Source organism: Citrobacter sp. wls718, assembly GCF_005280945.1.
Taxonomy (GTDB): Bacteria; Pseudomonadota; Gammaproteobacteria; order Enterobacterales; family Enterobacteriaceae; genus Citrobacter; species Citrobacter gillenii.
The window spans coordinates 72,359-84,223 of sequence record NZ_SZWV01000016.1 but is presented as its reverse complement, the minus strand read 5'-3'; the positions used below and the strand labels follow the sequence as shown (position 1 = coordinate 84,223).

Sequence of the window (11,865 nt, the reverse complement as noted above, 5' to 3'; positions counted from 1 at the left end):
GCTACATCGGTAGCGCCATTTTTATCAGCAGAACGTCAATGGGTTATTGCAGCCCTTGCTCGTTCTCTTTTTTGGCTTCGGCTTTTTCGACTTCGCGATACCAGCGTGGGTGATGCTTCTTCGCCCAGCGGCGGCTGACCTTCCCTTCGACCATGCCTTTAATCGATCCTTTCACCCAAAATGCCATGTACATATGGATGAGGATGGCGTGCATCAAAATAATACCCGCCGCAGCGTGGATCAGCAGGCTGTAACGCACAACCTGCATTGGGAAGAACTGCGCAAAGTACGGACGCCAGATAATCACCCCGGTGATCAACAGCACAAAAATCATGCTCATGATCGACCAGAACATCATTTTTTGTCCGGCGTTGTACTTACCGACGTCCGCCACTTTGTGTTCATTGCCCTTCAGCACTTCCACAATGTTTTTCAGCCACGGAATATCTTTCTTATCCGGGATGTTGTGGTGCACAAAGCGCACAAACATGAACATCAGCGCGACGAAAATCAGCAGACCGAAGAATGGGTGCAAAATGCGGCCCATTTGCGGTGTACCGAAGGTCTGCGTCAGCCACTGCAGCGTCGGGAAGAAAAACGAAATCCCCGACAGCGACACCAGAAAGAAGCAGATCACCACTGTCCAGTGACAGGCGCGGTCGATAAACTTCGTGCGCACAATCATTTTCGACTTACTCATGATGATCCTCCTCGTCGTCGTCCACTTCCTTGTTCGGGCCAATACCGATGTAGTGATAAATCAGCCCGGCGAAGGTGGCGATAAATCCGGCGGCGGCCAGCGGTTTCAGTGCCCCTTTCCACAGATTGATAGAAGTATCTATCTGCGGATCTTTTGGCAAACCGTGGTACAACTCCGGCTGGTTGGCGTGATGCAGGACGTACATAACGTGCGTTCCACCCACACCCTGCGGGTTGTAGACACCGGCATGTTCGTAGCCGCGCGATTTCAGTTTCTCCACGCGCTGCTCGGCCATTTCCAGCATCTCTTGCTTGGTGCCGAAATGTATCGCCCCGGTCGGACACGTTTTCACGCAGGCAGGTTCCTGCCCGACGCTCACGCGATCCACACACAGCGTACATTTATACACGCGGTTATCCTCTTTATTGAGGCGCGGAATATTAAATGGACACCCGGCAATACAGTAACCGCAGCCAATGCAATGCTCTGACTGGAAATCAACAATCCCGTTGGCGTACTGGATGATGGCTCCGGCAGACGGGCACGCCTTCAGGCAGCCCGGATCTTCACAGTGCATACAGCCGTCTTTACGAATCAACCATTCCAGCTTGCCATTCTGTTCGGTTTCGGTAAAACGCATCACCGTCCAGGATTTGGCGCTGAGATCGGCAGGGTTGTCGTACACCCCGACGCAATGGCCGACTTCATCACGGATATCGTTCCACTCTGAACATGCCACCTGACAGGCTTTACACCCAATACAAGTGGAAACGTCAATCAGCTTCGCGACTTCTGCTTTGTAATCACGTGCCTGAGGAGGCGGCGTGATGGAGTTGGTAGCGGACCTTTTGATGATGTCCTGCGTTTCCATAGACATATGATCGCCTCCCTTACGCCTTCTCGATGTTAACTAAAAACGCTTTGTATTCCGGCGTTTGCGAGTTTGCATCACCGACATTTGGTGTCAGGGTGTTGGCGATAAAGCCTTTACGCGCGACTCCTTCAAAGCCCCAGTGAATCGGGATCCCCACCGTCTCTACCTGCTGACCGTTGACGTTCAGCGAGCGCAGACGACGCGTCACCACCGCAACCGCACGAATGAACCCGCGCTTGCTGCTGACTTTCACGTGATCGCCGTTGGCAATCCCTTTCGCCGCCGCCAGCGTTTCGCTGATTTCCACAAACTGCTCTGGCTGGGCAATCGCATTCAACAACGCGTGCTTGGTCCAGGTGTGGAAATGTTCGGTCAGACGATAGGTCGTACCAATATATGGGAAGTCATTCTTGTTCCCCATACGTAACGCATCCGCTTCGTACAAACGTGCAGCCGGGTTAGAGATGACGTTCGGGTGCAGCGGGTTGGTGCCCAGCGGCGTTTCAAACGGCTCGTAGTGTTCCGGGAACGGCCCTTCCGCCAGCTTGTCGATGGCGAACAGACGACCCAGACCTTCCGGTTGCATGATAAACGGATTGGTCGCGCTACCTGGCGGTGCGTTGTTGAAGTCCGGGATATCGTTACCCGTCCACTTCGTTCCGTTCCACTTGATCAGCATACGCTTCGGATCCCACGGTTTACCCTGCGGATCGACCGATGCGCGGTTATACAGCACGCGGCGGTTCAGTGGCCATGCCCATGCCCAACCCAGCGTATTCCCCAGCCCCGACGGATCAGAGTTATCGCGGTTAGCCATCTGGTTGCCCTGCTCGGTCCAGCTACCGGTGTAAATCCAGCAGGAGGATGCCGTAGTACCGTCATCACGCAGCAGCGCAAAGCTGTTCAGCAACTGGCCTTTCTTCGCAACCAGCACGCCGTTGGCATCATAGAGATCTTCCAGCGCATAGCCGTTGTTCTCTTTCGCCACTTCTTCTGAATGCGGTTCGTCCGGCTGCTTGTAGCTCCAGCTCATTTTCAGTACTGGTTCTACGCCTTTACCACCTTCAGTGCGATACATATTGCGCAGACGATGGTAAATACCGGCCAGAATTTCGCCGTCATTGCGCGCTTCGCCCGGTGCATCCTGACCTTTCCAGTGCCACTGCAGCCAGCGTCCAGAGTTGGCAATTGAGCCGTCTTCTTCCGCAAAGCAGGTTGATGGCAGACGGAACACTTCGGTCTGGATAGTCGACGGATCGACATCGTTCGATTCACCATGGTTTTGCCAGAACGTTGAGGTTTCTGTCACCAGCGGATCGATAACCACCAGATACTTCAGTTTGCTCAGCGACTGCACCACTTTGTTTTTGTCCGGGAAGGACGCAACCGGGTTAAAGCCCTGACAGATGTAGCCGGTGACTTTCCCGCTATCCATCATGTTGAAGTATTTAATGACGTCGTAGGACTGATCCCACTTCGGCAGCCAGTTAAAGCCCCAGTCATTGTCTTTCTGCGCCGCATCGCCGTAGAAAGATTTCATCAGGCTAACGAAGAACTTAGGATAGTTACCCCAGTAGTTCACCTGATCGGCCAGCGTTGCTTTTGGCGTATTCGCCGTCAGATACGTTTGCAGATCGGTCTGTTTCTCAGACGGCAGCGTCAGATAGCCCGGCAGGCTGGTAGACAGCAGACCTAAGTCGGTTAACCCCTGAATGTTGGAGTGACCGCGCAAAGCGTTGACGCCGCCACCGGCCATCCCCATGTTACCCAACAGCAACTGGATCATCGCCATGGTGCGGATGTTCTGCGCGCCCACGGTATGCTGAGTCCAGCCCAGTGCGTACAGGAAGGTGGTGGTACGATCGGCCGCGCTGGTAGAGGCCAGCACTTCACACACTTTCAGGAAGTCGGCTTTTGGCGTACCGCAGATGTTTTCCACCACGTCCGGCGTATAGCGGGAAACGTGCTGTTTCAGCAAGTTCCAGACACAGCGCGGATGGGACAGCGTTTCATCGCGTTTGGCGTAGCCGTTTTCATCGAACTGGTAGTTCCACGACGATTTATCGTATTGACGTTTTTCTGCGTCGTAGCCGCTGAACAGACCATCTTCGAAAGCAAAATCATCCCGCACCAGCAGGCTGGCGTTGGTATAGTGCTTAACGTATTCAGCGTTAATTTTGTTGTTTTCAATCAGGTACAGCAACACACCGGAAAGGAACGTAATGTCCGTACCGGAACGAATCGGCGCGTAAATATCCGCGACGGAGGCTGTACGTGTAAAACGGGGATCGACAACAATCAGCGTGGCATCATTGTTGTTCTTGGCTTCCATCGCCCAGCGGAATCCGACCGGGTGAGCTTCAGCGGCGTTACCGCCCATCACCATCACGACGTTAGCGTTTTTGATATCAACCCAGTGGTTGGTCATCGCACCGCGACCAAATGTTGGAGCAAGACTTGCTACCGTTGGTCCGTGTCAGACGCGCGCCTGGTTATCTACCGCCAGCATGCCGAGTGAGCGCACAAATTTTTGCGTCAGCATGCCGGTTTCATTACTTGCCGCAGATGCGCACAGCATCCCGGTTGAAAGCCAGCGGTTTACCGTTACACCCTGCTCATTCTTCTCAATGAAGTTGGCGTCACGGTCAGCTTTCATTAATTTTGCAATGCGGGTGAATGCTTCATCCCAGCTAATGCGCTGCCATTTATCGGAACCCGGTGCGCGATATTCAGGATAACGTAAACGGTTTTCACTGTGTACGTAGTCCAGCAATCCTGCGCCCTTCGGACATAATGCCCCACGGCTCACCGGATGATCCGGATCCCCCTCGATATGGTAAATCGATTCTTTGGCATTTTTTGCTCCATCACCCAGGCTATACATTAATAGCCCGCAACCTACGGAACAGTATGTGCAGGTGTTTCGGATCTCTTTCGCGCGTATCAGCTTGTAATTTCGCGCCTGAGCCAGAGCCATCTTGGGTGCAAAACCCAGTGCGGCTACTGTTGTTCCCGCCATACCGCCCGCGCAGATTTTAAAGAATTGTCTGCGGCTGACGTCCATTGCTTTCCTCTTTTTTGCAGGGATGCGTACACTGGCACCTTCTCGTTGCACTAAAGCGGCAGCTTGAAAGGTGATGCGTACAACTTCGCGACGAAACTAACAGCTATATCCATAAATTTTTTGCGTCAAATCAATAACGAAACGGTTCCGCTACTAAATAGTGCAGTTTGTTTAACCCTCATACCCACAAGGGGTTAGCCAAAAGCTAATTCGTTAGCGTGCTACGACCTAAAAGTGCTATACATTTCAGCTCCATTTTTTTGCCAGTACTATGGACAGACAAACCGAATGACAAAACAAAAAGCAACGTTGATTGGGCTTATCGCCATCATCCTCTGGAGCACCATGGTTGGGCTGATCCGTGGCGTTAGCGAGGGACTGGGGCCTGCGGGCGGCGCTGCCATGATCTTTTCTTTAAGCGGTCTGCTGCTAATATTCACCGTTGGCTTCCCGAATATCCGTCAGTTTCCTGTTCGCTATTTAATCGCCGGCAGCGTACTGTTCGTTAGCTATGAAATATGTTTAGCGTTAGCGCTGGGCTATGCCGCCACCCGCCACCAGGCGATTGAGGTCGGTATGGTTAATTATCTCTGGCCCAGCCTGACCATATTGTTTGCGATATTATTTAATGGTCAAAAAACAACCTGGCTGGTTATCCCCGGATTAATCGTGGCATTGACCGGTGTTTGCTGGGTATTAGGTGGAGATAATGGACTTAACTTAGGTGAAATTGTCAGCAACGTCGCCAGTAGCCCGCTCAGTTATTTTCTCGCTTTTCTTGGCGCATTTATCTGGGCGACCTATTGCACTGTGACCAATAAATATGCAAAAGGCTTTAACGGCATCACCGTGTTCGTTTTACTGACGGCCACCAGTTTGTGGATTTATTATTTTATTACGCCACAACCTGAGATGGTATTCAGCACGCCGGTGACCATTAAACTGTTTACCGCCGCATTAACCTTAGGATTTGCCTATGCGGCGTGGAATATCGGTATCCTGCACGGGAATGTCACGGTTATGGCCGTTGGCTCTTATTTCACACCGGTCCTCTCTTCAGCACTTGCCGCCGTGCTGCTGAGCGCCCCGCTGTCATTTTCGTTCTGGCAAGGTGCACTGATGGTCTGCGCTGGCTCTTTGCTGTGCTGGCTGGCAACACGCCGCGCCTGAAAAAAGATGCCGGGTGGAGCCTAAAAACGAAATCCGGTTATATTATCGTCACATTAATGGATATTTATTGTTCATTCCGCTTGTGTTTTATGTTTTATTTTGTTTAATTAAATGTTAAAAATATGGTAATTAATTAACCCATGAAAGTATTGCATGGTTATCTATATCCCTCTAAATGTATATATTACACATGCGCAATTAACGCTAATTAAACCATAGCCAGCATAATAGTTCCTTGTGTAAATATACCCATATCGATAAATCACATATTACGACTAATATAATCAGTTGTATTAAGTAGATCTAGATCACACAACTTCAAATATTCTGCAATATCATGAAACTTATTATTGAACTCATACCACAAGGTCATTTAAAAATAGTTCGCCATTGACGAACCCCTTCGTTTAGCAATGGTTTAGGAATCACACCAAGAAGAAAATTATAAGGATTATTTAGAATGAAACTTAAATTAGTTGCAGTGGCAGTGACTTCCCTGTTGGCAGCAGGTGCGGTAAACGCAGCTGAGGTATATAACAAAGACGGCAACAAACTGGATCTGTACGGTAAAGTTCACGCTCAGCATTACTTCTCTGACGACAACGGCAGCGATGGCGACAAAACTTACGCACGTATGGGCTTCAAAGGCGAAACCCAGATCAACGACCAGTTGGTTGGTTATGGCCAGTGGGAATACGAATTTAAAGGCAACCGTTCTGAAAGTCAGGGTTCCGAAGCAGACAAAACCCGTCTGGCATTCGCTGGCCTGAAATTCGCTGAATACGGTTCTTTCGACTACGGCCGTAACTACGGCGTAGCTTACGACATCGGCGCATGGACCGACGTTCTGCCTGAGTTCGGTGGTGATACCTGGACCCAGACTGACGTGTTCATGACCCAGCGTGCTACCGGCGTTGCAACCTACCGTAACACCGACTTCTTCGGTCTGGTTGAAGGTCTGAACTTTGCCGCGCAGTACCAGGGTAAAAATGACCGTAGCGACGTTCAAGAAGCGAATGGCGACGGTTTCGGTCTGTCTACCACTTATGAGTACGAAGGCTTCGGTGTAGGTGCAACCTATGCGAAATCTGACCGTACCGACGAGCAGAACAACCGTAACAACATCTTCAAAGCTAATGGTGAAAACGCTGAAGTATGGGCTGCTGGCCTGAAATATGATGCGAACAACATCTACCTGGCAACCACATACTCTGAAACCCGCAACATGACCACTTATGGTTCCAACGTTGCCGGTATCGCTGAGAAAGCGCAGAACTTTGAAGCTGTGGCTCAGTACCAGTTCGACTTCGGTCTGCGTCCGTCCATCGCTTACCTGAAATCCAAAGGTAAAGACATTGCCGTCTTCGGCGACCAGGATCTGGTTGAATACGTAGACCTGGGTGCGACCTACTACTTCAACAAAAACATGTCCACCTTCGTTGATTACAAAATCAACCTGCTGGATGACAACAACTTCACACGTATTGCTGGTGTAAGCACCGACAACGTTGTGGCTGTTGGCCTGAACTACCAGTTCTAATTTTGTTGTAAGTGAAATACAAAGCCAGTCCTCTACGGGCTGGCTTTTTCTCTTGAAGTAGACTCGGTCATAAGGAGTATGACGTGCAGACGTTCACAGGTCGTTGTCTTTGCGGACAAAGTCATTTTACCGTTAACGTCGACATGCTTGATGTCTATGCCTGCCACTGCACGCTGTGCCAGAAGTGGTCTGGCGGCATCGCCATGTATCTGGAAGCCAGCGGTCATCCGCTGATGTCGCCAGAATCTGCGGAACCTTCGCACTTTCCTTCTTCAAATCGTGGTGAACGTTTCTTCTGTTCCGGTTGCGGGTGCCCGCTGTGGTTTACGCTGACCGACAGCGAACGCTACTTTATTCCGTGGACATTGCTGGAACTGAACGAAGTAGACCGCCGCCGCCTGATTTTAGCGGCAGAGATCTACACCGAAACACAGCCTGCGTTCTGGAGACTGACGGGGCAATACGCTCGACTGAGTGGAAAAGAAGTCGAAGAGATGGATTACCCCTGCCATTTAGCCCACTAGTTATTGCTGTTTCACTTTTGCCAGACTGAACCACATTCCTACCGCCAGGACGATCAGCATGCTGCCCGCGCTGCTCAATGCCACGCTATGCGACCAGGTAAAGGCGTCTCTGGCGGCCGTCAACAGCGCCTCACTGAGTGAGGGCGGAAGCGAGTGCGCCAGCTGTACCGCTTCCCCCATCGATGATGAGGCGCGCTCAAGCTCCTGCGGGTTAAGTCCTGCAGGCGGCAGAATTGACGCGGAAAAACTGCGGCTTAGCAGTAAACCAAAAATCGCGATCCCCAGACCCGCACCCAACTCGTAGGCCATGGTTTCGATAGCCCCGGCAGCGGCCGCTTTTTCTGCGGGTGCCGCCGCCATAATGGCCGCCGTGGAGGCTAACAGCGCGCTGGCGGCACTGAAGCCCAACAGGGCCATTAATATCCAGGCCTGGATCTGCTGGGTGCTAAAATCGGTCATCGCCAGCCCATAGAAGCTGACGGCACTCAGCGCCATGCCCGCGGTAGCCACGCAACGTAGTCCCAGGCGCGATACCAGCATCCCGGCAATCGGCCCGCTGAATCCACTGGCCAGCATCACTGGCAGCATAAAGAGACCCGCCTGATACGGTGTTAATCCGTGCACAAACTGCAGTTCCTGGGCCATTAATAGTTCAAAGCCTACCAGGGTTATCATCGCAGTCATTGCCATGACAACGCCGCTTAAGATAATGCGATGGGTAAACAGTCGCATATCGATCATCGGGCGCGATGCGGCAAGCTGGATGCGCACGAACTGCCCCAGCAGTAAAGCGCCCACCAACAGCGTCAGCACAATCACGCCCGTCGCGATGTGTCCCTTCAGCGCCGTTTTCGCGCTATACACCAGCAGCAGAATGGCGACAATCAGCATAATCGCATGACCGAAATTTAATGACTGATCGCGACGACCGGTTTGGCGCGGAACGTAACGCGCGGTCAATGCCATCACCACTAACACAATCGGCACATTGATTAAGAATACAGAACCCCAATAGAAGTGCTCCAGCAGCATACCGCCAACCAGCGGACCAAATGCTGCCCCGCCGGAACCGACCGCCGCCCAGACGCCAAGCGCCATATTACGGTGGCGCTGTTCAGCAAAGGTCGCACGAATACCGGCCAGCGTCGCCGGGACGATCATTGCCGCACCAATTGCCAGCACGGCGCGCGTGGCGATAAGCCATCCGGCGGTATGGGCAAAGGCTGCAGCCAGCGAGGCCAGACCAAACAGGCCTCCGCCCAACAGCAGCAGGCGTTTAAAGCCAATGCGATCGCCCAGTGCCCCCATCGGCAGCACCATCCCTGCCATCACCAGGGAATAAATATCAATGATCCACAGCAGCTCGTTACCACTGGCACCCAGCGTCATACTCAGCGTGGGCGCGGCAACGTGCAGCACCGTTGCATCAATCGCAACAGGGATGTAGACCAGCACAATAATCACTAACGTTAACCACTGACGAAACATAAAACTCCCTACAAAACTTAAACTGGACACATGTCCAGCTTTAACGATCCTACGGAAAATTGAACATATGTCCAACTTTTTGTTAGACTGCCTTCAACGTAGGTAGAGGGGGATGTATGAGTTATTTGAATCGGGATGAACGTCGGGAAGTGATTCTGCAGGCGGCAATGCGCGTCGCGCTGGAAGAAGGGTTTAGCGCCATGACGGTACGACGCATTGCAACCGAGGCGAAAGTGGCGACCGGCCAACTGCATCACCATTTCACGTCAGCCGGTGAGCTTAAGTCTCAGGCGTTTGTTCGTCTGATTCGTACCCTGCTTGATGCGGAACAGGTCAGCGAAGGTGCGACCTTCCGCGAGCAACTCCACGCTATGCTTGGCAGTGATGACGGCGGGTTTGAGCCGTACATTAAACTCTGGCGAGAAGCGCAGATCCTGGCTGACAAAGACCCCGAAATCAAAAGCGCCTACCTACTGACCATGCGCATGTGGCATGAAGAAACAACGGCGATCATTCTTCGCGGCCAGCAAGAAGGTGAGTTTTTGGCCGAACCGGATGCCGCCGACGTCGCCTGGCGCTTGATCGGTCTCGTGTGTGGCCTCGACGGTATGTATGCGCTGGGGATGTCAGAAATGGCGGATCCGGCCTTTACACGGCATCTGGATCGAATGATTCGTCTGGAGCTGTTTAGTTAATGTTATTGATACATTAATAATGTATCTTTTATATTTACAATTAGTAACACATAAGCAACGCTTAATTCTCCCCACACTCCGCACTATTGCGCTTTTTTATCTATCCTTTCATTCAATATTCTTAACGCTTTTCAATAATTTCTAATCAGGGCCAGTACGGCTCTGTATGCGTTTATTTCTTGAACGACGTGCGCATGTGAGGATAATATGTCACCTTCAAATGAGAAAAATAATCGTTATCTTTTAACCGACTGGAAACCAGAAAATGCCGCCTTTTGGGAAAATAAAGGTAAGCATATTGCCCGAAGAAACCTCTGGATATCAGTCAGTTGTCTCCTTCTTGCGTTCTGTGTCTGGATGCTATTTAGCGCCGTAGCAGTAAACTTAAATAAAATTGGTTTTAATTTCACCACCGATCAACTTTTTTTATTAACCGCATTACCGTCCCTTTCTGGTGCAATATTACGCGTCCCCTACTCCTTTATGGTGCCTATATTTGGCGGCCGCCGCTGGACGGTTTTTAGCACTGCGATTCTTGTTATCCCGTGCCTGTGGCTCGGATTTGCGGTGCAAAATACAGCTACTCCGTTTGGCGTATTTATCGTTATTGCGCTGATGTGTGGTTTTGCTGGCGCTAACTTTGCCTCCAGCATGGGCAATATCAGCTTCTTCTTCCCGAAAGCGAAGCAAGGCAGCGCACTCGGCGTTAACGGCGGTCTCGGCAATCTGGGTGTCAGCGTGATGCAATTGATCGCTCCACTGGTGATTTTTCTGCCTATTTTTACCTTCCTCGGCGTCCAGGGCGTGCCGCAACCTGATGGTTCGTTACTGTCATTGACCAACGCCGCCTGGATTTGGGTGCCGTTGCTGCTGCTCTCCACTCTGGCAGCGGGCATCGGCATGAACGATATCGCCAGTTCCAAAGCCTCTATCGCCTCACAGCTGCCGGTACTGAAGCGTTTTCATCTGTGGCTGTTAAGCCTGTTGTATCTCGCCACCTTCGGTTCATTTATCGGTTTTTCCGCCGGGTTTGCCATGCTGGCCAAAACCCAGTTTCCTGACGTAAATATTCTGCAACTGGCGTTCTTTGGGCCGTTTATCGGCGCACTGGCGCGCTCTGCGGGCGGCGTTATCTCGGACAAGTTTGGCGGTGTGCGGGTGACGTTAATCAACTTTATGTTTATGGCACTGTTTAGCGGCCTGCTGTTCCTCACCTTGCCGGGTTCGGGTTCTGGAAACTTCACCGCCTTCTACCTGGTGTTTATGGGACTGTTCCTGACCGCCGGTCTGGGCAGCGGCTCAACTTTCCAGATGATTGCGGTTATCTTTCGCAAAATAACCATTTACCGCGTGAAATTGCACGGTGGTACGGAAGAACAGGCCCAGCGCGAAGCGGTAACCGACACCGCAGCGGCCCTTGGTTTTATCTCGGCCATTGGCGCAGTGGGTGGTTTCTTTATTCCGAAAGCCTTCGGTACCTCGCTGGCGCTGACTGGATCACCAGTGGGCGCCATGAAAATATTTTTAGTGTTTTACATCGTCTGCGTGCTGGTGACCTGGCTGGTCTATGGCCGCAAATCACAAAAAAAATAACAACTATTTGGCCTGCAGATCGTAGGCAGCGTCCATTAGGAGCAGGAGAAATGTCATGAGTAAACTGTTGGATCGCTTTCGTTACTTTAAACAAAAGGGCGATACGTTTGCCGACGGGCACGGGCAAGTCATGCACACCAATAGGGATTGGGAAGACAGCTATCGTCAGCGCTGGCAGTTCGATAAAATTGTCCGCTCGACCCACGGCGTCAACTGT

General features: G+C 51.6%; 9 protein-coding genes and 1 pseudogene. 6 read left to right on the top strand and 4 right to left on the bottom strand.

Annotated elements, in window-relative coordinates; genetic code table 11:
* Window positions 1-43: 43 nt before the first annotated feature.
* Genes fdnI through fdnG form a run of 3 tightly spaced genes read right to left on the bottom strand, consistent with a single transcriptional unit; the run spans window position 44 to window position 4,638 of the window.
* Entirely contained in the window at window positions 44-700 is a 657-nt protein-coding gene (gene fdnI / locus FDW95_RS03290) for a formate dehydrogenase-N subunit gamma (protein WP_096757031.1), read from the bottom strand.
* Window positions 693-1,577, bottom strand: coding sequence for a formate dehydrogenase N subunit beta (gene fdnH, locus FDW95_RS03285; protein WP_115258486.1), 885 nt, complete (start codon window positions 1,575-1,577; stop codon window positions 693-695). Before fdnH ends, fdnI begins: the two co-directional genes overlap by 8 nt.
* A 13-nt stretch (window positions 1,578-1,590) precedes the next feature.
* Window positions 1,591-4,638, bottom strand: a complete 3,048-nt coding sequence (gene fdnG, locus FDW95_RS03280) for a formate dehydrogenase-N subunit alpha (RefSeq protein WP_137363411.1) — start codon at window positions 4,636-4,638, stop codon at window positions 1,591-1,593.
* Window positions 4,639-4,926: 288 nt separating this feature from the next.
* Here fdnG and yddG point away from each other — a divergent pair, with 288 nt between their 5' ends.
* From yddG to FDW95_RS03265, 3 genes are all read left to right on the top strand, one after another.
* The gene (gene yddG / locus FDW95_RS03275) at window positions 4,927-5,808 is read left to right on the top strand and encodes an aromatic amino acid efflux DMT transporter YddG (RefSeq protein WP_115258484.1); all 882 of its coding nucleotides are present in this window, start codon (window positions 4,927-4,929) and stop codon (window positions 5,806-5,808) included.
* Between the two features lie 460 nt (window positions 5,809-6,268).
* Window positions 6,269-7,348, top strand: coding sequence for a porin OmpD (gene ompD, locus FDW95_RS03270; protein WP_115258483.1), 1,080 nt, complete (start codon window positions 6,269-6,271; stop codon window positions 7,346-7,348).
* Between the two features lie 143 nt (window positions 7,349-7,491).
* A complete protein-coding gene (locus tag FDW95_RS03265; RefSeq protein WP_096759399.1) occupies window positions 7,492-7,872 on the top strand; it encodes a GFA family protein in 381 nt (126 codons plus the stop codon).
* Here FDW95_RS03265 and FDW95_RS03260 read toward each other — a convergent pair whose 3' ends face one another.
* The gene (locus FDW95_RS03260) at window positions 7,873-9,360 is read right to left on the bottom strand and encodes an MFS transporter (RefSeq protein ID WP_096757025.1); all 1,488 of its coding nucleotides are present in this window, start codon (window positions 9,358-9,360) and stop codon (window positions 7,873-7,875) included. It abuts the gene before it with no gap.
* Window positions 9,361-9,476: 116 nt separating this feature from the next.
* Between FDW95_RS03260 and FDW95_RS03255 the strand changes: the two genes are divergently transcribed.
* The 3 genes and pseudogenes from FDW95_RS03255 to FDW95_RS23445 all read left to right on the top strand — a co-directional run.
* Window positions 9,477-10,055 (top strand): TetR family transcriptional regulator, encoded by a 579-nt coding sequence (locus tag FDW95_RS03255; RefSeq protein WP_115258482.1) that lies wholly within the window; start codon window positions 9,477-9,479, stop codon window positions 10,053-10,055.
* Window positions 10,056-10,262: 207 nt separating this feature from the next.
* On the top strand, window positions 10,263-11,648 hold the full coding sequence (locus tag FDW95_RS03250; RefSeq protein ID WP_096757020.1) for a NarK family nitrate/nitrite MFS transporter: 1,386 nt from the start codon (window positions 10,263-10,265) through the stop codon (window positions 11,646-11,648).
* Between the two features lie 55 nt (window positions 11,649-11,703).
* Window positions 11,704-11,865: pseudogene (locus FDW95_RS23445) on the top strand (nitrate reductase); the annotation flags it as partial.